This window comes from Tropicimonas sp. IMCC34043 (genome assembly GCF_003390845.1).
GTDB lineage: Bacteria > Pseudomonadota > Alphaproteobacteria > Rhodobacterales > Rhodobacteraceae > Tropicimonas.
In genome coordinates this window covers 360,864-382,926 of the sequence record NZ_QMEK01000003.1, presented here as the reverse complement: position 1 = coordinate 382,926, position 22,063 = coordinate 360,864, and the positions used below count along the sequence as shown (strand labels likewise).

Sequence of the window (22,063 nt, the reverse complement as noted above, 5' to 3'; positions counted from 1 at the left end):
GCCTAAAGGTTCAGGTCGGGGAACAGCGACGCCGAATTCTCGACGATCCACGCCTGCACCTTGTGGGCGGCGGGCCGCGTGTGGCGGTCGGGACGGCTCAGCAGATACCATTTCCGGACAATGGGCATCCCGGCGCAGGACAGCATCGCCAGCCGACCCGTCCGCAGTTCCTCGGCGACCGTGTGCCCCGAGATCACGGCGATGCCGAGCCCGCTCATCACCGCCTGCTTTATGGTTTCGTTCGACGACATCTCGACCATGCGCACCGCCTGCCCGCGAGCGATGTCTTCGACGAACCGCATCGCCAGAATTCGCGTTCCCGAGCCATCCTCGCGCATCACGAAGTGCTCGCGCAGCAACGCTTCGCTGTCGACCCGCGCCTGCTGTGCCAGCGGATGGTCCGCAGCCGCGATCAGAACATGGGGGTTGTCGCCAAGCGGGATCGCCTCGCACAGCGGCTCGCGCGGCGGGCGCCCCATGAGGCACAGGTCGAACTCGCCCTTGGCCAGTCCCGCGACCGTTACCTCGCGGTTGCCGACCTTCAGGATGATGTCGACCTCGGGGAACTCCTGCCGCAGCCGGGCGACGATTCGCGGGGCGAAATACTTAGCCGTGCTGACGACGCCCAGCACCACGCTGCCGATCTGGCCGCGGTCGAGCGCATTTATCGTGTGCACGGCCCGTTCGAGCGAGGCGCGGACCTCGCAATAGGCTTCGATCAGCACCCGGCCCTGCGGGGTGGGCTGGCTTGGCCCCTTGCCGTCCCGTTCCAGCAGCGCTGATCCGATGGATTCCTCCAGCAATTTCAGCTGGCTGTGAACGGCCGGCCCGGTCAGCCCAAGGCAATCGGCGGCGGCCGTGACAGTGCCTTCGCGCGCAACGGTGTCAAGAGCCCGAAGCTGCCTGAGGCTGATCTGATCGAGGCGTTTCAAAATTTTCCTTACACATACCATCGAATTTCTAAATTTATCTATCACTGAAAATCGGGAACAAGAAAGGCGCAAAAGACGAGGAGGGGAGGCCAGATCATGATGCTCACACCGGCCACCACAGGCACCGAAATTCCCGCAGACATCGCGCCGATCATCTCGGCGCTCTGCGCGGTCGCCGCGGATCTGTCGGCCACCATCGCACTCGGACCGCTCGGCCAGAGCCTTGGCGCCACGGTCGGCGCCAATACCGACGGCGACAGCCAGAAGGCGCTCGACATCATGGCCGACGACGCCTTTGCCGCGGCGCTGCGCGGCACCGGCGTGCGCTGGTACGCCTCGGAAGAGCGCGAGACGGTGGCCGAAATCGACCCCGAGGGGCGCCTGGCGTTGGCCATCGACCCGCTCGACGGATCCTCGAACATCGACGTCAACGTCTCGATCGGCACGATCTTCGCGATCCAGCCGGCCGAACCCGATGCGACGGCAACATTCCTGCGCGACGGCTCGCATCTGCGCGCCACCGGCTATTTCATCTATGGCCCCCAGACCGCGCTGGTCACCAGCTTTGGCGCGGGTCTGCGGCTGTTCATCCTCGACCGCGCCACGGGTCAGTTCCGCGAAACCCCGAAGGCGCCCGTCTTGCCGGCCGATGCGAGCGAATTCGCCATCAACGCCTCGAACTATCGCCATTGGTCGAAGCCGGTGCGCGCCTATATCGACGATTGCCTCGCCGGGGTCGACGGCCCGCGCGGCCAGAACTTCAACATGCGCTGGGTGGCCTCGCTGGTGGCCGAAACCCACCGGATCATGGCCCGCGGCGGCATCTTCCTCTACCCCTCCGACGACCGCAGCGGCTATGCCAAGGGGCGGTTGCGGCTGGTCTATGAATGCGCACCGATTGCCTTTCTGGTCGAACAGGCGGGCGGCAAGGCCACGACCGGGACCACCCGCATCCTCGATCTTGTGCCAGACAGCCTGCACGCCCGCACCCCCTTCGTGTTCGGAACCGCCGACAAGGTGGACCGCGTAGCATCCTACCACGACCTGCCTGACCGCGAGGTTTCGGCCCTATTCGGCGACCGCGGCCTGTTCCGCGCCTGATCAAGACGAAAGACCTGAAATGTCCAAGAAACATCCGATCATCTCGGTGACCGGCTCCTCTGGTGCCGGCACAACCACGGTCAAGGCGACCTTCGACCAGATCTTCCGCCGCGAGGGTGTGAAGACGGTGTCGATCGAAGGCGACGCCTTCCATCACTTCGACCGCGCCGGCATGAAGGCCGAGGTCGAGGCACGCAAGGCCGCGGGCGACCAGACCTTCAGCCACTTCAGCTATGAGGCCAACGAGTTGGTCAAGCTGGAGGATGTGTTCCGCAAGTATGGCGCGACCGGCCGGGGCGAGACCCGCCACTATATCCACGACGACGCCGAGGCGGAGTGCTATGGCGCCGCCCCCGGCACCTTCACCGAATGGGCGCCGTTCGAGGATGGCTCGGACCTGCTGTTCTATGAGGGTCTGCACGGTGCCGTGGTCAACGACGAGGTCGACCTCGCCTCGCACGCCGACCTGAAGATCGGCGTTGTCCCGGTGATCAACCTCGAATGGATCCAGAAGATCCACCGCGACAAGTCGAGCCGCGGCTACACGACCGAGGCCGTGACCGACACGATCCTGCGCCGGATGCACGCCTATGTTCACTGCATCTGCCCGCAGTTCACCCAGACCGACATCAACTTCCAGCGCGTGCCGGTGGTCGATACTTCGAACCCCTTTACCGCCCGCTGGATCCCGACCGCCGACGAAAGCCTGGTGGTGATCCGGTTCCGGAACCCGCGGGGGATCGATTTCCCCTATCTGACCAACATGATCCACAATTCCTGGATGACCCGGGCCAATTCGATCGCGATCCCCGGCTCCAAGCTCGATCTCGCCATGCAGCTCATCTTCACCCCGATGGTCAATCGGCTGGTGAGCGAATCCCGACGCGCCTGAGGAGAACGCCGATGAACGTCCAATCCCCGGTCAAAGCCGACGAACGCCTTATGGCGACCGCAATCCGCGTTCTGACGATGGATGCGGTCGAGGCCGCGAATTCCGGCCACCCCGGCGCGCCCATGGGGCTCGCCGATGTTGCGGCGGTGCTGTTCAACCGCTTCCTCACCATCGACCCCGCGGACCCCGCCTGGCCCGACCGCGACCGTTTCGTGATGAGCGCGGGCCACGGCTCGATGTTGCTTTATGCCGTCAACCATCTGCTCGGGTATGACGACATGGGCGCCGACCAGTTGCGCGCCTTCCGCCAGCTTGGCGCCCGCACCGCCGGTCACCCCGAATATGGCCACGCCAAGGGGATCGAGACCACGACAGGCCCGCTTGGCCAGGGCATCGCGACCGCGGTCGGCATGGCGCTGGCCGAGCGGCTGCACAACGCGCGCTTTGGCGACGATCTGGTGGATCACTGGACCTATGTCATGGCCGGCGACGGCTGCCTGATGGAGGGGATCAGCCATGAGGCGATCGACCTTGCCGGCCACCTCGGGCTGGGCCGGATGATCGTCTTCTGGGACGACAACCGCATCACCATCGACGGCGCGACCGACCTTTCGACCTCGATGGACCAGCAAAAGCGGTTCGAGGCCGCGGGTTGGCAGGTGCAGGCCGTCGACGGCCACGATACCGCCGCGATTGCGGCGGCCATCGAGGCCGCCCGCGCCGAAACCGGAAAGCCCTCGATGATCGCCTGCCGCACGGTGATAGGCAAGGGCGCGCCCAACAAGGCTGGCAGCCACAAGGTTCACGGCGCGCCGCTTGGCGCCGACGAGATCGCTGCCGCGCGCAAGGCGCTCGACTGGCCGCACGCGCCCTTCGAGGTGCCCGACGCGGTTCGCAGCGCCTGGACCGAGGTGGCCAACCGTGGCGCCGCAGCCCGCGCGGACTGGGCCGCGCGCAAGGCGGGCGCTGCCAATTCCACCGCCTTCGACCTCTCGCTCGCCCGGCCCGATGCCGCGGCCCTCGATGCCGCCATGACAGCCTACAAGAAACGGCTGTCCGCCGAGGCGCCCAAGGTCGCGACCCGCAAGTCCAGCGAAATGGCGCTGGAAGTGATGAACGCGACCCTGCCCAATTCCATCGGCGGCTCGGCCGACCTGACGGGGTCGAACAACACCCGCACAGGCGCCATGCGCGCGGTCAGCCGCAGCGATTATTCGGGCGACTACATCCACTATGGCATCCGCGAACACGGCATGGCGGCTGCCATGAACGGCATCGCGCTGCATGGCGGCTTCTTTCCCTATGGCGGCACCTTCCTTGCCTTCGCCGATTACTGCCGGCCGGCCATCCGTCTGTCGGCGCTGATGGGGGTGCCTGTCGCCTATGTCATGACCCACGACAGCATCGGGCTGGGCGAAGACGGCCCGACCCACCAGCCGGTCGAAACCATCGCCTCGCTGCGGGCGATCCCGAACCTGACCGTGATCCGCCCCGCCGACGCGGTCGAGACCGCCGAGGCCTGGCAGATCGCCGCGGCATCGGACAGCACGCCGACCCTGCTCTGCCTGTCGCGCCAGAACCTGCCGACCCTGCGCACCGCGCATCGCGACGAGAACCTGACCGCACGCGGCGCCTATGTGCTGAACGAACCCGAAGGCGGGCGCGACGTGACGCTGATCGCCACCGGCTCCGAGGTCGAGATCGCGATGGAGGCATCTTGCCTGCTGGCCGCAGACGGGATCCGGGCCGCGGTGGTTTCGGCGCCGAGCTTCGAGCTGTTTGCGGCGCAGCCGGAAGACTATCGCCAGCAGGTTCGCGGCGACGTCCCCCGCGTCGGGATCGAGGCCGCAATCCGCCAGGGGTGGGACCTGTTCCTCGAACGCTCCGACAGCTTCGTCGGCATGGCGGGCTTCGGGGCCTCCGCCCCCGCGCCCGAACTTTACCGCCACTTTGGCATCACGGCCGAGGCCGCCGCAGACGCGGCCCGGCGCCAGATCGAAACGCGCGCGACCGCCTGAACCGCTGCTGCGGACCAATCAAGAGGGAGGAAACTCATGGCCCTTATTACCCTGCGCCAATTGCTCGATCACGCCGCCGAGAACGCCTATGGCGTGCCGGCCTTCAACATCAACGCCATGGAACAGGGGCTTGCGATCCTGCGCGCGGCCAAGGCCTGCGATGCGCCGGTGATCCTGCAGGCCAGCCGCGGTGCCCGCAGCTATGCCGGCGACATAATGCTGCGCCACATGGTCGAGGCACTGGCCGAGATGCACCCCGAGATCCCGATCGTGCTGCACCAGGACCACGGCAATAACGACGCCACCTGCCTGTCGGCGATCCGGCACGGATTCACCTCGGTGATGATGGACGGCTCGCTGATGGAGGACATGAAGACGCCTGCCTCCTATGACTACAATGTCGAGATCACGGCCCGCGTCACCCGCGCCGCCCATGCGGTCGGCGCCTCGGTCGAGGGCGAGCTCGGTGTGCTTGGCAGCCTCGAAACCGGCGAGGCGGGCGAAGAGGACGGATCGGGGGCCGAAGGCAAGCTGTCTCACGACCAGCTTCTGACCGATCCCGAACAGGCGGTGGATTTCGTCGCCCGCACCCGCTGCGACGCGCTGGCCATTGCCTGCGGCACCAGCCACGGCGCCTACAAGTTCTCGCGCAAGCCCGACGGCGAGATCCTTGCGATGGACACCATCGCCGCGATCCACGCCCGCCTGCCCGACACGCATCTGGTGATGCACGGCTCTTCCTCGGTGCCGCAAGAATTGCAGGACATCATCAACCGCTTCGGCGGCGAGATGCCCCAAACCTATGGCGTGCCGGTGGAAGAGATCGAACGCGGCATCCGGATGGGTGTGCGCAAGGTCAACATCGACACCGACTGCCGGATGGCGATGACCGGCCAGTACCGCAAGGTCGCCTTGGAAAGCCCGCGCGAATTCGACCCGCGCAAGTTCCAGATCCCCGCGATGGAAGCGCTCGAAGCGCTGTGTCGCGACCGCTTCGAGCGCTTCGGCACGGCGGGCCATGCCAGCCAGATCAAGCCGATCCAGCTCGACGAAATGGCGCGGCGCTATGCCAGCGGCGCGCTCGATCCCGCCATTGGCGCCGAAAAGGCCGCCTGAACAGCCCCAGAGGACGAAGGACATGAACGACATGAACGACCAGACCAGAGTCACAGGCGCCAAGCGCTATGCCGCGGGGGTGATGAAATACGCCCAGATGGGGTATTGGGAGCCCGACTACGAACCCAAGGACACCGACATCATCGCGCTGTTCCGGATCACGCCGCAGGACGGTGTGGACGCGATCGAAGCCGCCGCCGCGGTTGCGGGCGAAAGTTCGACCGCGACCTGGACGGTGGTCTGGACCGACCGTCTGACGGCGAGCGAGAAGTACCGCGCCAAGGCCTATCGCGTCGATCCGGTGCCGAATTCTCCCGGCGAGTTCTTTGCCTATATCGCCTATGACCTCGACCTGTTCGAGGGCGGCTCGATTGCCAACCTCACCGCCTCGATCATCGGCAACGTCTTTGGCTTCAAGCCGCTCAAGGCGCTCAGGCTCGAGGACATGCGCCTGCCCACCGCCTATGTGAAGACCTTCCAGGGCCCGGCGACCGGCATCGTCGTCGAACGCGAGCGGCTGAACTGCTATGGTCGGCCGCTGCTCGGTGCGACGGTGAAGCCGAAGCTCGGGCTGTCGGGGCGCAACTATGGCCGCGTGGTCTATGAGGCGCTGAAAGGCGGACTCGACTTCACCAAGGACGACGAGAACATCAATTCGCAGCCGTTCATGCACTGGCGCGACCGGTTCCTGTACTGCATGGAGGCCGTCAACCGCGCCTCGGCCGCGACCGGCGAGGTCAAGGGAACCTATCTCAACATCACCGCCGGAACCATGGAGGACATGTACGAGCGCGCCGAGTTCGCCAAGCAGCTTGGCTCGATCGTCGTGATGATCGACCTTGTGATCGGCTATACCGCGATCCAGTCGATGGCGAAGTGGGCGCGGGCGAACGACATGATCCTGCACCTGCACCGCGCCGGGCATTCGACCTATACCCGCCAGCGCAGCCACGGCGTCAGCTTCCGCGTCATTGCCAAATGGATGCGGCTTGCGGGCGTCGACCACCTGCACGCCGGCACCGTCGTCGGCAAGCTCGAAGGCGATCCGGCGACGACCAAGGGGTACTACGACATCTTCCGCGAGGAATTTAACCCGATGGCGCTGGAAAACGGGATCTTCTTCGATCAGGACTGGGCGTCGCTGAACAAGATGATGCCGGTCGCGTCGGGCGGCATCCATGCCGGCCAGATGCACCAGCTGATCTCGTATCTCGGCGAGGATGTGGTGCTGCAGTTCGGCGGCGGCACCATCGGCCACCCGCACGGCGTCTCGGCCGGCGCCACGGCGAACCGCGTCGCACTCGAGGCCATGGTCTATGCCCGCAATGCCGGACGCGACATCTGGAACGAGGGCCCCGACATCCTGCGCGATGCCGCCCGTACCTGCACGCCGCTGAAGCAGGCGCTGGACACCTGGAAGGACGTCACGTTCGACTATACCTCGACCGACCAGCCCGACTATGCGCCCACCCCCGAAGTCACGGCCTGAGCCCAGATCAACAGGAGTAGACCAATGAAAGTTACCCAGGGCCAGTTCAGCTTCCTGCCCGACCTCACCGACGACCAGATCCGCCAGCAGGCACAATATGCCATCGACAAGGGCTGGGCGGTCTCGGTCGAATACACCGACGACCCGCATCCGCGGAACACCTATTGGGAGATGTGGGGCCACCCGATGTTCGACAATCCCGATGCCGCCGCGGCGGTCTTCGAGGTCAACGAATGCCGCAAGGCGCACGGCAGCAAATACATCCGTGTCATCGCCTTCGATGCGAGCCCGGGCTGGGAATCGATCCGCATGTGCTTCATCGTCAACCGCCCCGCGCAGGAACCGGGCTTCCGCCTGGTGCGGCAGGAGGGCGAGGGACGCGTGGTCCGCTATACCATCGAAAGCTATGCGGTGCGCGAACCCGAAGGCGCCCGCTACGTCTGAACCAGCGGCCCGGGCGACACGCCCGGGCCCCCCTTTCCCGCAGGAGCCCCGAAATGGACGACGACGCCCCCCGCCCCGAAACCGTCGATCTTGCCGCCGCTTTCGAAAGCAGCGGTGTGCGCGACCTGCTGGCCGAGCTTGACGAGACCATGATCGGACTCGGCCCGGTCAAGAACCGGATCCGCGAGACCGCGGCGCTGCTGCTGGTCGATCAGGCCCGCCGGCAGATGGGCCTCGCCACCGAAACTCCGACCCTGCACATGTCGTTCACCGGCAACCCCGGCACCGGCAAGACCACCGTCGCGATGAAGATGGCGGGCCTGCTGCACCGGCTCGGCTATGTCCGCAAGGGGCATCTGGTGACGGTGACCCGCGACGATCTGGTGGGCCAGTACATCGGCCACACCGCGCCGAAGACCAAGGAAGTGCTGAAGAAGGCGATGGGCGGCGTGCTGTTCATCGACGAGGCCTATTACCTCTATCGCCCGGAAAACGAACGCGACTATGGTCAGGAGGCGATCGAGATCCTGTTGCAGGTGATGGAGAACAACCGCGATGACCTGGTTGTGATCCTGGCCGGCTATGCCGACCGGATGGACCGGTTCTTCGACTCGAACCCCGGGTTCCGGTCGCGCATCGCCCACCACATCGAATTTCCGGACTATTCCGATGCGGAACTGCTGCGCATCGCCGAGCGGATGCTGACCGACCAGAACTATGTCTTCGATCCTGCCGCCCGGCAGGCGATGGCCGACTACATCCCCGCCCGCCGTGCCCAGCCGCATTTCGCCAATGCCCGCTCGATCCGCAACGCGCTCGACCGCGCCCGGCTGCGGCAGGCCAATCGCCTGTTCACCGAAGCGAAAGGACCGCTTAACGCGACCGACCTTTCGACCATCGCCGAACCCGATATCCGTGCCAGCCGTGTGTTCCGCGGCGGGCTCGATGTCGACCGCCGCCCGGCCGCCGACGCCGCCGAATGACCGACAGGAGACCAAGATGACCTTCGACCGTTCCATCAAGATCGCGCCGTCGATCCTTTCCGCCGATTTCGCCAACTTCGGCGCCGAGATCCGCGCCATCGAATCCGAGGGCGCCGACTGGGTGCATGTCGACGTGATGGACGGTCATTTCGTGCCGAACCTCACCTTCGGCCCGCCGGCGGTCAAGGCGTTCCGCCCGCACGTGAAAACGGTCATGGACGTGCACCTGATGATCGCGCCGGTCGATCCCTTTATCGACGCCTATGCCGAGGCGGGCGCCGACATCCTGACCGCGCATATCGAGGCGGGCCCGCATATCCACCGCACCTTGCAGGCGATCCGCGGCGCCGGGATGAAGGCGGGCGTGGCGCTCAACCCCGGCACGCCGGCCGAGGCGGTCGAGCATCTGCTCGACCTGACCGACCTGATCTGCGTGATGACCGTCAACCCGGGCTTTGGCGGACAAAAGTTTCTCGACCTGTCGAGCAAGATCCGCAAGCTCCGGTCGATGATCGGCGACCGCCCGGTGCATATCGAGATCGACGGCGGCGTGGACCCGACGACGGCCCCCATCGTCGTCTCGGCCGGCGCCAATGTGCTGGTCGCAGGCTCGGCGGTGTTCCGCGGCGGATCGGTCGAAAGCCCCGCAGCCTACGGCGCCAACATCCGCGCGATCCGCGCGGCCGCCACAGCGCCGGTACACGAGCCCGCCTGACGCCGCGCACCGCGCGACAGCTGCTTGCCCCCGCCGTCCGAACGCGCGACCTTGGCGCATGTGCGTCTTCCGTGCCGGCCCTGCCGCACCGGAGACGACAATCGGCGCGGACAGCAGCAAAGGACAGCAACATGAAACTCGGCGTAATCGGCCTGGGGCGGATGGGCGGCAATATCGCGCGCCGCCTGATGAGAGACGGGCACGAGGTCGTGGCCTTTGACCGCAGCGACGCGGCGGTCGCGGCGCTCGCCAGCGACGGGGCGATAGCCTCCCTCGGGGTCGGGGACATGCGCGAGAAGCTCGGCGACAACGCGATCTATTGGGTCATGCTGCCCGCGGGCGAGCCGACCGAACAGACAATCGCCGAGATCGCCGCCGCCGGTGTGGCCGGCGAGACGGTGATCGACGGCGGCAATTCCTATTACAAGGACGATGTCCGGCGGGCGGCGACGCTGCAGGAAAAGGGCATGCATTACGTCGATGTCGGCACTTCGGGCGGGGTCTGGGGACTCGAGCGCGGCTATTGCATGATGATCGGCGGGGAAGAGGCGGTGGTGTGCCGGCTCGACCCGATCTTCGCCACTCTCGCGCCGGGGATCGGCAACATTCCCCGCACCCCACGCAGCGACACCGCCGATGCCCGGGCCGAGCAGGGCTATATCCACACCGGGCCGGTGGGATCGGGCCATTTCGTCAAGATGGTGCACAACGGCATCGAATACGGCCTGATGCAAGCCTATGCCGAAGGCTTCGACATCCTAAAAGGCAAGAGCGCCGAGCACCTGCCCGAAGCCGAGCGCTTCGACATCAACCTGACCGATGTCGCCGAAGTCTGGCGCCGCGGCAGCGTGATCAGCTCGTGGCTTCTCGATCTCTGCGCACGACAACTGGCCGAGGACCCCGGGCTCGACCGGTTCCGCGGCGATGTCGCCGACAGCGGCGAAGGGCACTGGACCATCGAGGCCGCGATGGAAGAAGCGGTGCCGGCCCATGTCCTGACCTCGGCGCTCTATGCCCGCTATCGCAGCCGGGTCGAGCACACCTTTGGCGACAAGCTGCTGTCGGCCATGCGTTTTGGCTTCGGTGGCCATGTCGAGGGGCCGAAGTAGCGCCGGTTCAGCCGCGCCGGCCCGATCCGCGCCCCGCAGCCGCGGTCGGGCCGGCAGACATACACAATAGGTGTGCTCAACCGCCAGGTCTGAGCCGCGCCTCGAACTGGTCGGCCCATCCGCCCGCGGCCCGTCCGTCGCCGGAACTCACCGGCCTCCGGAACATCCTCAGGGGTCCGCGCGGGATGCCGACCGTGTCCGGGGCTGCTTTGCGCCGGGCTCGCTCAGGCGCCCCGGCACCAGCGCCGGCCTGTCGGCCACCCCGGCGCCGCCGAGACGCCGCAGTTCGCTTGGCGAGACCGTCGCCCATCGGCGCACCGCCCGGTGGAATGCCGGCTGCCCGGAATATCCGAGGTCGGCGGCGATATCGCCAATCCGCGACGATCCCTCAGCCAGACCGCGCAGCGCCCGGTTCCGCCGCACCTCGTCCAGCAGCGCCGAATAACTTGTCCCTTCGTCGGACAGCCGGCGCTGCAGCGTCCGGCGGCTCAGCCCCGCCGCGGCGGCGAACCGGTCGATCGATTGCTCGCCACCGTCGAGCATGTTCTCGATATAGACCCGTGCCGTGCTGACAAATCCCCTGCCCCAGGTCGGCTCGCATCCGTCCACCGGCATCTGACCCCGAATCTGCGGCCGAAACGGCAGATCGAGGACCTTGTCGGGGATGAAGATCGACAGCGTTCGCGTCGTGCTTGCCACCACATGCATCCCCGGGCCGTTCCACATTCCCGACAGCCCCGCGACGGGATGCGGGGTCATTTCGACCTGTTCCAGCGGCTCGCCGCGATAGCCGGTCGCCCGGCACAATGCCCGCACCAGAGCCGCCACATATTGCTGCTCGACATGGCGCAGCTCGGGTTCGCTTTGAAACAGCAACTGCTCGCGGAGCATCATGCCGCCAGACACCCGTGCCACGGAGATATTTTCGTGCGTTGAATGGCGCGCCATCGCCACCGTCAAAAGACCCAGCGCCTCCCGCGGCGTTTCCGCCGCCGCCGTGATCCGGCTCAGCAGGCCAATTTCCGAAAGGCTCGCCTCGGATACAACGCGGTGGCCAATGTCCGGCCCCTCGCGCAGCGCCAGATCCTGCAGAAACCGCATTCCACTATGAAAGGCGATCGGGCGGTCGGGCTGTTCCCATGGCGGAGCGTTCAGCTCGGCCAACCGCAGGGCCTGATCTATCGGGCGCCCGTTGTCGCGCATCCATCTCACGAAGGGAACGAGGACCGAGGCACGTATCAGGGGAAAGGAACTGGACATTGGCGGCGGCTGTTCAACTATCACATGGCTCAAACAAGATGAAGTTGATGAGGTTTTGGCACGCAATGGGAAGCCACGCTAGGTCAAGCCGACGCATTCTACCATCACGGATTCGGCATGGCGCCTGAATTGCGCGGCGAACCGGTCGCCGTGGTGGCGCGTATCGGACGACAGGCCGGACAAACGGGAGAAGGAACGACAATGACTTCCAGATTGCTTTTCAGACTGGCCATCGGCCTTGGTCTGACGGCGCTCGGCACGATGCCGGGCTTTGCGCAGGACAATCCTGCCGGGGTCGCGATCGACTCGCATGTCACGACAGGGATGAACAACCATCGCGATGCCGCGCCGGCGCCGGGATCCCCGGACGCGACCGCTGTGATCGACGGCAACTACATCCCGAATGTCCCACCGTCCTTCGCGGGAACGATCGAACTCAACGCCCACGACTCGACGCCCTACTGGCCGCCGCGGATCGTGCCACCGCAGGATGCGCCGAATGTCCTCGTCATCCTGACCGACGACACCGGCTTCGGCGCCGGCTCCACCTTCGGCGGGGTGATCCCGATGCCGGCGCTCGACCAGCTGGCAGCGGACGGGCTGCGCTACACCAATTTCAACTCGACGGCGCTCTGCTCGCCGTCGCGGGCGGCGCTGCTCACCGGGCGCAACCACCACAATGCCGGCTTCGGCGTCATCGCCGAGCAGTCGACCGGCTATCCGGGCTACGACTCGGTGATCGGCCGCGACGAGGTCGCCGTGGCGACGATCCTGTCGGCCAACGGCTACAACACCTCGTGGTACGGCAAGAACCACAACACCCCGCCCTATACCGAAAGCCAGGTCGGGCCGTTCGACCAGTGGCCGACCGGCGAAGTCTTCGGCTTCGACCATTTCTACGGCTTCATGGGCGGCGACGCCAACCAGTGGCAGCCGAACCTGTTCAACGACACGACGCAGATCTACCCGTTCCGGGACAACCCGGGCTGGAACCTGATCACCGCCGAGGCCGATGACGCGATCCGTCAGCTCGAGACGCTGAACTCGATCGACCCGGACAAGAAGTTCTTCGTCTATCTCGCGCCCGGCGCCACCCATGCGCCACACCATCCGACGAAGGAGTGGGTCGACAAGATCGAAGCGATGCACCTGTTCGACGACGGCTGGAACAAGCTGCGCGACACGATCTTCGCCAAGCAGAAAGAGCTTGGGGTCATCCCGCAGACAGCCGAGCTGACGCCGTGGCCCGATGATCTGAAGCAGTGGGACGACCTCAGCGACGACGAGAAGAAGCTCTTCCTCCGGCAGGTGAACGTCTATGCCGCCTACCTCGCCTACGCCGACCACGAGAACGGCCGGGTGATCGACACCATCCGGCGGATGGGCAAGCTCGACAACACGCTGATCATCTACATCGTCGGCGACAATGGCTCTTCGGCCGAGGGCTCGCCGATCGGCACGCCGAACGAGGTCGCGCAGTTCAATGGCGTGACCCCGCCGGTCGACGTGCAACTCAAGGACTTCTACGACCTCTGGGGCACCGACCAGACCTACAACCACATGGCCGTGGGCTGGACCTGGGCCTTCGACACGCCGTTCAAGTGGACCAAGCAGATCGCCTCGCACTTCGGCGGCACCCGGCAGGGAATGGTGATGTCCTGGCCGAACCGCATCACCGACAAGGGCGGGGTCCGCAACCAGTTCAGCCATTTCATCGACATCGTTCCGACGGTTCTCGAAGCGACCGGCATCCCGGCGCCGCAGTTCGTCTATGGCATCGAGCAAAAGCCGTTCGACGGCACCAGCATGGTCTACACCTGGGACGCGAAGCCGGACGACCCGACCCGGCACAAGGTCCAGTATTTCGAGATGTTCGGCAACCGCGGCATCTACAACAACGGCTGGTACGCGAACACCACGCCGATCGTCGATCCCTGGTCGCTGTTCTCGGTGCCGGCGCAGGACGTGATGAACAGTTTCAAATGGGAGCTCTATGACCTGACGAAGGACTGGACGCAGAACAACGACCTCGCGGCGGAGATGCCTGACAAGCTGCGCGACATGCAGCAACTCTTCATCGCCGAGGCGTCGAAGTACCATGTCTTCCCGCTCGACAACTCGCTCGCCCCGCGAATGGTGACGCCGCGTCCGAGCGTCATCGCCGGCAAGAGCCATTTTGAGTACACCTATCCGGTCGCGGGCAACCCGAACGGCACGGAGCCGCTGCTGCTCAACGCGTCCTACAAGATCACCGCCGATATCGAGGTGGGCGAGGACGGCGGCGACGGGATGCTGTTCACCCAGGGCGGCAAGTTCGGCGGACACGGTTTCTATATCCTGAAGGGCGTGCCGGTCTACACCTGGAACCTCGTCGATCTGGAGCGGGTGCGCTGGGAGAGCGACACCAAGCTCACTCCGGGCAAGCACACGCTCGAGTTCGAGTTCAACTACGACGGGCTCGGCTTCGGCACCTTCGCCTTCAACAGCCTCTCCGGCGTCGGCCGGGGCGCCGAAGGGGTGATGCGCGTCGACGGCAAGGAGGTGGCGCGGCAGAAGATGGAGCATACCATCCCGATCACCCTCGCCTGGGACGAGAGCCAGGACATCGGCTCGGATACCCTGACCGGGGTCAATGACGCCGATTACCAGGTGCCGTTCGCCTTCAACGGGACGATCGACAAGATCACGCTCGACATCACGCGCCCGAAGCTCAGCCCCGAGGATATCCAGAAGCTCGAGGCCGCCGCGAGCGCCCAGGGCGACAAAGGCTAAGACAGACCGGCCTTCTGTAAACATCACGCCGGGTCCCACCGCTTGGGCCCGGCGTTTTTCCGCCTTCTGGTGCCGCAACCTCGCCACACAGGGGCAATCGCACAGCGTCGCGGCGAACATCCGAATGGACGCGGGCACGTCGCCGGTGCAAAAGTTGACCAAAGGACAAACTTTTCGGACCCTACGGAAACTGCCATTCTGTGATGCGTCGCAACGACCACAGGGGACTGCCATGATCCGCAAGCTGACCGCCCTCGCCACCCTGTCGGCCTTTGCGCTGGCATCGGCCGCAACAGCCCAGAGCGGTTCGGACAGCGCCGATCTGGCCAAGAAACTGTCGAACCCGGTCGCCGACCTGATCTCGGTGCCGTTCCAGTTCAACTACAATCAGGGCTTTCCCGGCGGCAAGGGTGAGCAGTACTACCTCAACATCCAGCCAGTGATTCCGATCTCGATCAGCGAGAACTGGAACCTGATCTCGCGCACCATCCTGCCGGTCTACAACCAGAACATTTCGGACGTCGATGGCCGCCAGATCGGCTTCGGCCCGACCACGCAAAGCTTTTTCTTCTCGCCCAAGGATCCCGGCCCGGCCGGGCTGATCTGGGGGGTGGGGCCGGTCGTCCTGATCCCGACCGTGACCGACGACATCGCGACCGACCAATGGGGGCTCGGCCTGACCGGCGTCGCGCTGAAGCAAAGCCACGGCTGGACCTATGGCGCACTGGTCAACCAGATCTGGTCGGTCACCGACAATGACGACGATGGCGAGATCAACCAGCTCTATGCCCAGCCTTTCGTCAGCTACACGACGAAAAAGGCCACATCGTTCGGCGTGAACACCGAATCGACCTATGACTGGGTGGACGAGGACTGGTCGGTGCCGATCAACCTGACGGTGGGACAAATCGTGAAGGTCGGGCATCTGCCGGTGCAGGTAACGCTCGGCGCCCGCTATTGGGCCGATGCCCCCGAATACGGCCCAGAGGGCTGGGGTGCCCGGCTGCAGATCACCATGCTGTATCCAAAGAAATAGGCGCGCACGGCTGCCCCCTTCCGCCCAGACATGGCCCATATCGGCTGCGCGAAGCGCGGGACAGTCAGTCTTCGGGAGTCTCGGAGATGGCCCCGCGCATTATCACCCCGACAACGACGGTCCCCGCAGTGAACAGCGCCATGCCCAGGAGCACCCCCCATTCCGCGGCGCCCATCCGGCCTGCACCGACATTTGTCACGAATTGGTCCAGCATCATGATCATGTCCTGGATCAGGCGGTCGATCATCGGTCGGTTCCTGTATTGATGGTTCGGGACTTCTGGTTGAGGATCGGGATCGACGAAACGGTGCCGGGACCGACGCCTGTTGGCGCCCGCCCCGTCATGGCTGACGGTTCGATCTGATGCGTCTGCTGCTCGGCCAACATCATGCCTCGGGGGTCGCTGAACGGTTGCTTCCGTCCATGTCGTTCAGGACCGAATCCATACAGGATCGGTTGCGAGGTGTAACGGACCATCTGCGGTGCCGGATCCAGTTTTGGCGGAATGCTGCGTGCCCGGACCGACCCGTCCCTCGCTCCGTTGCAGATCGACCGCAGTCGCAGTCCGACGGCAGCGTTCCGCGGTTTTGCCCTTGGCACCAGGGGCACAGAGATCAAAAGTGCGCGCGCTTTGGTTCGGGCGGTCTGCCGTCCGATGAAAAGGGAACAGCGGTGGGGCGAAATACGCCGAATCCGCGACTGCCCCCGCAACTGTAAGCGGAGAGCAGGGCCGACGACGCCACTGCGGAGCCAATCCGCGGGAAGGCCGGCCCCTGCGACGACCCGTAAGTCAGGAGACCTGCCAAGGCGGCCAACCCGGTTCCCGTGCGGGGCGCGCGGCGGACAGCGGACCCTTTCCGCAGTGGTGGCACACGCAATCGCCCGCGGCATGGATGACACCGGCCAAGGGCATGATTTCTGTCACCGGTGCAGCCTGTGTGCTGCCCGCCAGTCGGGGTTCGATATGAAACACGCCCTTTACGCCCTTGGCGCCACCACCATGCTGGTGGCCGCCCCCGCCCTTGCCCAGGACAGCGAGCCCGTGCAGCTTGACGAGATCATCGTCGGCGGCGGCCTGACCCCGATCGAGGCCGAACGTTATGGCCACGCCGTCAGCGTCGTCACCGCCAAGGATATTGCCGAGCGTCAGATCAAGCATGCGGCCGATGCCCTGCGCGCGCTGCCCGGCGTTTCGGTCAGCCAGACCGGCAACCCCGGCGGGCTGACGACCGTGCGGCTGCGCGGCGCCGAGGCCAACCACACGCTGGTGCTGATCGACGGGATCGAGGTCTCGAACCCCGCTTCGGGCGCCTATGACTTTGCCAATCTGCTGACCGACGACATCGAGCGGATCGAAGTGCTGCGCGGGCCGCAATCGTCGGTCTTCGGCTCGAACGCCATGGGCGGCGTGATCAATGTCATCACCAAGGGCGCAACCGAACCCGGCTTCTCCGGCAGCGCCAATGCCGAGGTCGGCACATTGCACAGCGGCGGCGGAAAGCTCTCGCTGCGCTATGGCGGCGAGACCGGGAACCTGTCGTTCTCGGCCGCGCGGCGGGTAACCGGCGGCTATGACATCTCGGACAGCGACGGCGGCAACGACGACTCCGACGCGAACACCACATTGAACGCCAAGGGCGAGATCAATCTGGGCGAAGACATCACGCTTGGCGCCACCCTGCGCCACGTCGAACGCAATTCCGACTATGACCAGTTCAATTTCGGCGCGGCGACGGTCGAGGACCTGGTGACCGACGCCGACCTGCAGTCCGAGGTCAACGATTTCTTCGGCTCGGCCTTTGCCAATATCGACAGCTTCGATGGCCGGTTCCGGTCCGAACTCAGCTTCAACCGCGGGATCATGGACAGCCGCGATACCGACGCGGGCCAGGCGACCTCGGACACCACCTCGACCCGTACGCGGCTGGCCTATCGCGGCAGCGTGTCGCTCGACGGTGCCGACGTCGACAGCGCGGCGCAGATCGTCAGCTTTCTGGTCGAAAGCAAGGAAGAGACCTTCCAGAACAACGATGCGAGCCTCGTCTATGACCCCGCGATGATGGACGAAGAAAAGCGGCGCCTTTACGGCTATGTCGTCGAATACCGCGGCAGTTTCTTCGACGATGCCTTCACCCTGCAGGCGACGGCGCGGCATGACGACAACGACGACTTCGAGGATACCGACACCTGGTCGCTGGGCCTGTCCTATCTGCTGCCGAACCAGACCACGCGGCTGCACGCCTCGGCCGGAACCGGCACGCAGAACCCGACGATGTACGAACAGTTCGGCTATAACCCCGGCACCTGGGTCGGCAATCCGGACCTGAAGCCCGAGTCGAGCAAGGGCTGGGATGTCGGCATCGAGCAGCGGTTCCTGAACGACATGGCGGTCATCGACGTGACCTATTTCCGCTCGGAACTGACCGACGAGATTTCTTCGACCTATGACTATGACACCGGCGAATCGACGCCCTTCAACGAGGACGGCACCAGCGACCGCCATGGTGTCGAGTTTTCGGCGGCGCTCGATCTCAACAACGGGCTGACGCTCGGGCTCGACTACACCTGGCTCGACGCCACCGATCCCGATGGCGATGTCGAAGTGCGCCGCCCGAAGAACGAGCTTGGCCTGCGCGCCAGCTATCTGCTGCCGAACGACAAGACCCTGATCGGGGCCGATCTGCGCTATATCTCCGGCAACTGGGACTTCGACTACACCACGGCGTCCTTCGGCGTCGACCGGGTGGAGCTTGACGATTATACCGTCGTCAATGTCACCGCCCAGCATCAGGTCAACGACAGCCTCGTGCTGACCGCCCGGATCGAAAACCTGTTCGACGAGAATTACCAGGAAATGCTTGGCTATCTCGCCCCGCCGCGGACATTCTATGCCGGGCTGAACGCGAGTTTCTGATCATGCGCTGCCCGCCCGCCCTTGCTGCCGTCCTGACCCTCGCCCTTGCCGGCGCGGGGCAGGCCGCGCCCGGGCGGGTGGTGTCGATGAACCTTTGCACCGACCAGCTTGCGATCCTGCTGGCGGCGCCGGGGCAACTGGTGTCGGTCTCCGATCTGTCCCAGGACCCGCGCAGTTCGGCCATGGTCGAGGCGGCGCGGGACTTCCCGGTGAACCATGCCGGAGCGGAGGAGGTCTTCCTGCTCGACCCCGATCTGGTGCTTGCGGGCACCTTCACCGCCCGGCCCTCGGTCGCGATGCTGCGCCGGCTGAGCATTCCGGTCGAAACCATGCCGCCGGCCTATTCGCTGGCTGACGTCCGCGACCGGATCGCCACGATGGGCCACCTGCTCGGCCGCGAGGCTGAGGCCCAACGACTGGTGGCCGATTTCGACGCCGGGCTTGCCGCGCTGCGCGACCCCGCGGCAGGTCGCCCGCGCGCCGCGATCTATGCCGAACAGGGCTATACCTCCGGCCCGGCGAGCCTTGCCGGTGCGATCCTCGATGCCGCGGGGTTCGAGAATGCTGCCGCCGAGGCCGGGCTCAACGTTTCGGGTTTCCTGCCGCTGGAGCGGCTGGTGATGCTCGATCCCGACATGGTGGTGCTGCCGACCCGCCAGCCCGGCGCCGCGCGTGCGGGCGAAGTGCTGGATCACCCCGCACTTGAAGCCCTGCGCGAGGCGGCCGGAACTGCCCCCCTTACCGACGCAGACTGGGTCTGTGGCACGCCGCAGGTGCTGCGCGCCATTGCGCGGCTTGCAGAGGCGCGCAAGGATCTGGGGCGCACGCCATGATCCCCTTCCCTCGGCTGCTCGCCGGACTTGCCGCGCTGGTCGTGGCGCTGTTTCTGGTCTCGCTTCTGATCGGTCCGGCCGGGATCTCGCCGGGCCGCGGCCTTGCCGCGCTGTTTCACGACGACGGCGGTCCGATGACGCTTGTGATGCGCGAGATCCGGCTGCCGCGGGCGCTCCTTGGCGTCATGGTCGGCGCCAGTCTCGGGCTGTCGGGGGCGGCGATGCAGGGCTATCTGCGCAACCCCCTGGCCGAACCGGGACTGATCGGGGTCAGCGGCTCTGCCGCCCTTGGCGCGGTGCTGGCGATCCAGACCGGTGTTGCCGCGTCCTTCGCCCTGGCGCTGCCGCTTGCCGCCCTTGCCGGCGCCGGGATCGCGGTCGGCCTGCTGCTGGCGCTGGCCGGGCCGCGCGGCGATTCGCTGACGCTGATCCTTGCCGGCATCGCGATCTCGGCGCTTGCGGGTGCGCTGACCTCGCTGGTGCTGAACCTGTCGCCCAATCCCTTTGCGGCGTCGGACATCGTGTTCTGGATGCTGGGCTCGCTTGCCGACCGCTCGTTCCTGCATGTGGCGCTGGCCCTGCCCTTCATGGCCGGTGGCGCCGCCCTGCTGTTGCCGCTGGCGCGCGGGCTTGACACCCTGACGCTGGGCGAGGATGCGGCAGCCGCCCTTGGCACCCGGCTTGGCAGGCTCAGGCTGATGCTGGTCGCGGGCACCGCCGCCATGGTGGGGGCCGCGACCGCTGTCGCCGGCACGATCGGATTTGTCGGCCTTGTGGTCCCTCACCTGCTGCGCGGCGCGGTCGGCGCCCGGCCCGGGCGCTTGCTCGCCGCCTCGGCGCTTGGCGGGGCCGCGATGGTGCTGGCCGCCGACATTGCGGTGCGGATCGTGCTGCCCGGGCGCGACCTGAAACTTGGCGTTCTGACCGCCATCGTCGGCGCGCCGCTGTTTCTGCATCTGGTCTATCGGACCCGAAGGGATCTGGAATGAGCCTGCTGACGCTCGACGCCGTGACCGTGCTGCGCGGGCAATGCCCGGTGGTCGATGCGGTGTCGCTTGCCATCGACGCGGGCGAGGTCGTGGGCCTGATCGGTCCGAACGGGGCCGGCAAGACCACGCTGCTGCGCGGCGCGCTGGGGCTTTTGCCGCATACGGGCCGTTCGTCGCTAAGCCAGATGCCGCCCGCCGCCCGCGCCCGCCACGCCGCCTGGCTGCCACAGGGGCGCGAGATCGCCTGGCCGGTCGACGTTGAAACCCTGGTCGCGCTTGGCCGGGTGCCGCACGGCGCCGGACTGTCCGCGCTGTCGGCCAAGGATGCCGCCGCGGTCGAACGGGCGCTCGCGCGCATGGATCTGGGCGGTTTTCGCAAACGTATCGCGACACGGCTGTCGGGTGGCGAACAGGCGCGCGTGCTGCTTGCGCGGGCATTGGCGCAGGAGGCGCCGCTGCTTCTGGCCGACGAGCCCATCGCCGGGCTCGACCCCGGCCACCAGATTGCGACGATGGAGGTTTTCAACGACCTCGCCGCCGAAGGCTGCGGCGTCGTGGTCTCGCTGCACGATCTGGGGCTCGCGGCGCGGTATTGCAGCCGCCTCGTGCTGATGGCGGCGGGGCGGGTTGTCGCCGACGGCCCACCGGCCGAGGTGCTTTCGCCCGACCGACTGGCCGCTGTCTTCGGCATCACCGCCTTTCTCGCCGATACCGCCGATGGCCTGGTTCTGCAGCCGCTGTCGCGCTCGGGCCTGCGGCCATGAAGGTGACCCACACCGGTCCCTGGCTGATCGCCGATCTTGCCGCGCCGCACCGCGTGCTGAGCTGGGCGCTGAACCGTCCGGGCTTTGTCACCGCCTCGCGTATCGTCTTCCGCGAGGTGCGCAACCGCGACCTGCCGCCCGATCTGGACGCCGCCGCCTGGCTGAACGCTGCGCTGGCAGAGGCCGGATTGTCGGACGCTCCGGCGCTTCTGACCTCGCGCAGCATCGCAAGCTATCGGCTGACCCATGCCGAGGCCGAGGGCATCGCCGCGCAGTGCCTTGCCACGGTGGGCCTGTCGAACGCCGAGCGCGTCGGGCACCGCCAGCGGTTCGATCCGGCCCGCTTCGGCACCATCAATATCGCCCTGTCCTGCAGCGCCGGGCTGAGCGAAGCCGGCCAGATCGAGGCACTGAGCATCGCGACCGAGGCGCGAACCGCGGCGGTGATCGCGGCCGGGTTCAACCTGCCCGAAGGTCCCGCCACCGGCACCGGCACAGACTGCATCGCGCTGGCCGTCCCGCCGGGGGACGGGCCCTTTGCCGGTCTCCATACCGCGGTGGGCGAAGCCATCGGCCGCGCCACCTTTGACGCCGTCGCCGCCGGATGTGCCCATTGGCTCGAAACCCGCCCCGATCTGAGCGGCGTGCCGCAGGATTGACCCGCGATAGCGCTATCCTCGCCCACGCGTCTTTGTG

General features: G+C 66.3%; 19 protein-coding genes and 1 riboswitch. Of the genes, 16 read left to right on the top strand and 3 right to left on the bottom strand.

All coding sequences use genetic code 11. The features are described from left to right. Positions 1 to 2: 2 nt before the first annotated feature. Positions 3 to 932, bottom strand: coding sequence for a LysR family transcriptional regulator (locus DQG17_RS14300; protein ID WP_198666131.1), 930 nt, complete (start codon positions 930 to 932; stop codon positions 3 to 5). A gap of 99 nt (positions 933 to 1,031) precedes the next feature. Between DQG17_RS14300 and DQG17_RS14295 the strand changes: the two genes are divergently transcribed. The 9 genes from DQG17_RS14295 to gnd all read left to right on the top strand — a co-directional run bounded on the left by DQG17_RS14295 (position 1,032) and on the right by gnd (position 10,799). Continuing rightward, positions 1,032 to 2,033, top strand: a complete 1,002-nt coding sequence (locus DQG17_RS14295) for a class 1 fructose-bisphosphatase (protein WP_198666145.1) — start codon at positions 1,032 to 1,034, stop codon at positions 2,031 to 2,033. Positions 2,034 to 2,052: 19 nt separating this feature from the next. Beyond that, entirely contained in the window at positions 2,053 to 2,925 is an 873-nt protein-coding gene (locus DQG17_RS14290; RefSeq protein WP_116133514.1) for a phosphoribulokinase, read from the top strand. 11 nt (positions 2,926 to 2,936) lie between these two features. Beyond that, the gene (gene tkt / locus DQG17_RS14285) at positions 2,937 to 4,943 is read left to right on the top strand and encodes a transketolase (protein ID WP_116133513.1); all 2,007 of its coding nucleotides are present in this window, start codon (positions 2,937 to 2,939) and stop codon (positions 4,941 to 4,943) included. A 36-nt stretch (positions 4,944 to 4,979) separates the two neighbouring features. Continuing rightward, entirely contained in the window at positions 4,980 to 6,059 is a 1,080-nt protein-coding gene (gene fba, locus DQG17_RS14280) for a class II fructose-bisphosphate aldolase (RefSeq protein WP_116133512.1), read from the top strand. A gap of 31 nt (positions 6,060 to 6,090) precedes the next feature. Then, entirely contained in the window at positions 6,091 to 7,548 is a 1,458-nt protein-coding gene (locus tag DQG17_RS14275) for a form I ribulose bisphosphate carboxylase large subunit (protein ID WP_116133622.1), read from the top strand. 24 nt (positions 7,549 to 7,572) lie between these two features. Continuing rightward, positions 7,573 to 7,992 carry a ribulose bisphosphate carboxylase small subunit gene (locus tag DQG17_RS14270; protein ID WP_116133511.1) on the top strand — a complete coding sequence of 140 codons (420 nt, stop codon included), beginning with the start codon at positions 7,573 to 7,575 and terminating at the stop codon, positions 7,990 to 7,992. 53 nt (positions 7,993 to 8,045) lie between these two features. Further along, positions 8,046 to 8,975 carry a CbbX protein gene (gene cbbX, locus DQG17_RS14265; protein WP_116133510.1) on the top strand — a complete coding sequence of 310 codons (930 nt, stop codon included), beginning with the start codon at positions 8,046 to 8,048 and terminating at the stop codon, positions 8,973 to 8,975. A gap of 16 nt (positions 8,976 to 8,991) precedes the next feature. Then, positions 8,992 to 9,690 carry a ribulose-phosphate 3-epimerase gene (gene rpe / locus DQG17_RS14260; protein ID WP_116133621.1) on the top strand — a complete coding sequence of 233 codons (699 nt, stop codon included), beginning with the start codon at positions 8,992 to 8,994 and terminating at the stop codon, positions 9,688 to 9,690. Positions 9,691 to 9,821: 131 nt separating this feature from the next. Next, a complete protein-coding gene (gene gnd / locus DQG17_RS14255) occupies positions 9,822 to 10,799 on the top strand; it encodes a phosphogluconate dehydrogenase (NAD(+)-dependent, decarboxylating) (RefSeq protein WP_116133509.1) in 978 nt (325 codons plus the stop codon). A 168-nt stretch (positions 10,800 to 10,967) separates the two neighbouring features. On the opposite strand, the gene DQG17_RS14250 is transcribed toward gnd, so the two are convergent. Beyond that, positions 10,968 to 12,002 carry an AraC family transcriptional regulator gene (locus tag DQG17_RS14250; RefSeq protein WP_198666130.1) on the bottom strand — a complete coding sequence of 345 codons (1,035 nt, stop codon included), beginning with the start codon at positions 12,000 to 12,002 and terminating at the stop codon, positions 10,968 to 10,970. 258 nt (positions 12,003 to 12,260) lie between these two features. Here DQG17_RS14250 and DQG17_RS14245 point away from each other — a divergent pair, with 258 nt between their 5' ends. Together DQG17_RS14245 and DQG17_RS14240 are read left to right on the top strand one after the other, a co-directional pair. Then, positions 12,261 to 14,831 (top strand): arylsulfatase, encoded by a 2,571-nt coding sequence (locus DQG17_RS14245; protein ID WP_232829447.1) that lies wholly within the window; start codon positions 12,261 to 12,263, stop codon positions 14,829 to 14,831. Between the two features lie 232 nt (positions 14,832 to 15,063). Then, the gene (locus tag DQG17_RS14240; protein WP_116133507.1) at positions 15,064 to 15,867 is read left to right on the top strand and encodes a transporter; all 804 of its coding nucleotides are present in this window, start codon (positions 15,064 to 15,066) and stop codon (positions 15,865 to 15,867) included. Positions 15,868 to 15,931: 64 nt separating this feature from the next. Here DQG17_RS14240 and DQG17_RS14235 read toward each other — a convergent pair whose 3' ends face one another. Then, positions 15,932 to 16,114 (bottom strand): hypothetical protein, encoded by a 183-nt coding sequence (locus DQG17_RS14235; RefSeq protein WP_116133506.1) that lies wholly within the window; start codon positions 16,112 to 16,114, stop codon positions 15,932 to 15,934. A gap of 368 nt (positions 16,115 to 16,482) precedes the next feature. Continuing rightward, positions 16,483 to 16,689: riboswitch (cobalamin riboswitch) on the top strand. Between the two features lie 142 nt (positions 16,690 to 16,831). Between DQG17_RS14235 and DQG17_RS14230 the strand changes: the two genes are divergently transcribed. Genes DQG17_RS14230 through DQG17_RS14210 form a run of 5 tightly spaced genes read left to right on the top strand, consistent with a single transcriptional unit; the run spans position 16,832 to position 22,026 of the window. Then, positions 16,832 to 18,781 carry a TonB-dependent siderophore receptor gene (locus DQG17_RS14230; RefSeq protein ID WP_198666129.1) on the top strand — a complete coding sequence of 650 codons (1,950 nt, stop codon included), beginning with the start codon at positions 16,832 to 16,834 and terminating at the stop codon, positions 18,779 to 18,781. A 2-nt stretch (positions 18,782 to 18,783) separates the two neighbouring features. Next, positions 18,784 to 19,614 (top strand): ABC transporter substrate-binding protein, encoded by an 831-nt coding sequence (locus DQG17_RS14225; protein ID WP_116133504.1) that lies wholly within the window; start codon positions 18,784 to 18,786, stop codon positions 19,612 to 19,614. After that, positions 19,611 to 20,603, top strand: a complete 993-nt coding sequence (locus tag DQG17_RS14220) for an iron ABC transporter permease (protein ID WP_116133503.1) — start codon at positions 19,611 to 19,613, stop codon at positions 20,601 to 20,603. The genes DQG17_RS14225 and DQG17_RS14220 overlap by 4 nt, the downstream gene beginning before the upstream one ends. After that, positions 20,600 to 21,367, top strand: a complete 768-nt coding sequence (locus DQG17_RS14215) for an ABC transporter ATP-binding protein (protein ID WP_116133502.1) — start codon at positions 20,600 to 20,602, stop codon at positions 21,365 to 21,367. The genes DQG17_RS14220 and DQG17_RS14215 overlap by 4 nt, the downstream gene beginning before the upstream one ends. After that, complete coding sequence (locus tag DQG17_RS14210; protein ID WP_116133501.1) at positions 21,364 to 22,026, top strand: adenosylcobinamide amidohydrolase; 663 nt, start codon at positions 21,364 to 21,366, stop codon at positions 22,024 to 22,026. Before DQG17_RS14215 ends, DQG17_RS14210 begins: the two co-directional genes overlap by 4 nt. The last annotated feature ends 37 nt before the right edge of the window (positions 22,027 to 22,063 follow it).

Bases quoted from the DNA above. Each gene is read 5' to 3' on its own strand.
- DQG17_RS14295 (WP_198666145.1), top strand. From the start codon at position 1,032: ATGCTCACACCGGCCACCACAGGCACCGAAATTCCCGCAGACATCGCG.
- DQG17_RS14290 (WP_116133514.1), top strand. From the start codon at position 2,053: ATGTCCAAGAAACATCCGATCATCTCGGTGACCGGCTCCTCTGGTGCC.
- tkt (WP_116133513.1), top strand. From the start codon at position 2,937: ATGAACGTCCAATCCCCGGTCAAAGCCGACGAACGCCTTATGGCGACC.
- fba (WP_116133512.1), top strand. From the start codon at position 4,980: ATGGCCCTTATTACCCTGCGCCAATTGCTCGATCACGCCGCCGAGAAC.
- DQG17_RS14275 (WP_116133622.1), top strand. From the start codon at position 6,091: ATGAACGACCAGACCAGAGTCACAGGCGCCAAGCGCTATGCCGCGGGG.
- DQG17_RS14270 (WP_116133511.1), top strand. From the start codon at position 7,573: ATGAAAGTTACCCAGGGCCAGTTCAGCTTCCTGCCCGACCTCACCGAC.
- cbbX (WP_116133510.1), top strand. From the start codon at position 8,046: ATGGACGACGACGCCCCCCGCCCCGAAACCGTCGATCTTGCCGCCGCT.
- rpe (WP_116133621.1), top strand. From the start codon at position 8,992: ATGACCTTCGACCGTTCCATCAAGATCGCGCCGTCGATCCTTTCCGCC.
- gnd (WP_116133509.1), top strand. From the start codon at position 9,822: ATGAAACTCGGCGTAATCGGCCTGGGGCGGATGGGCGGCAATATCGCG.
- DQG17_RS14250 (WP_198666130.1), bottom strand. From the start codon at position 12,002: ATGCGCGACAACGGGCGCCCGATAGATCAGGCCCTGCGGTTGGCCGAG.
- DQG17_RS14245 (WP_232829447.1), top strand. From the start codon at position 12,261: ATGACTTCCAGATTGCTTTTCAGACTGGCCATCGGCCTTGGTCTGACG.
- DQG17_RS14240 (WP_116133507.1), top strand. From the start codon at position 15,064: ATGATCCGCAAGCTGACCGCCCTCGCCACCCTGTCGGCCTTTGCGCTG.
- DQG17_RS14235 (WP_116133506.1), bottom strand. From the start codon at position 16,114: ATGATCGACCGCCTGATCCAGGACATGATCATGATGCTGGACCAATTC.
- DQG17_RS14230 (WP_198666129.1), top strand. From the start codon at position 16,832: ATGAAACACGCCCTTTACGCCCTTGGCGCCACCACCATGCTGGTGGCC.
- DQG17_RS14225 (WP_116133504.1), top strand. From the start codon at position 18,784: ATGCGCTGCCCGCCCGCCCTTGCTGCCGTCCTGACCCTCGCCCTTGCC.
- DQG17_RS14220 (WP_116133503.1), top strand. From the start codon at position 19,611: ATGATCCCCTTCCCTCGGCTGCTCGCCGGACTTGCCGCGCTGGTCGTG.
- DQG17_RS14215 (WP_116133502.1), top strand. From the start codon at position 20,600: ATGAGCCTGCTGACGCTCGACGCCGTGACCGTGCTGCGCGGGCAATGC.
- DQG17_RS14210 (WP_116133501.1), top strand. From the start codon at position 21,364: ATGAAGGTGACCCACACCGGTCCCTGGCTGATCGCCGATCTTGCCGCG.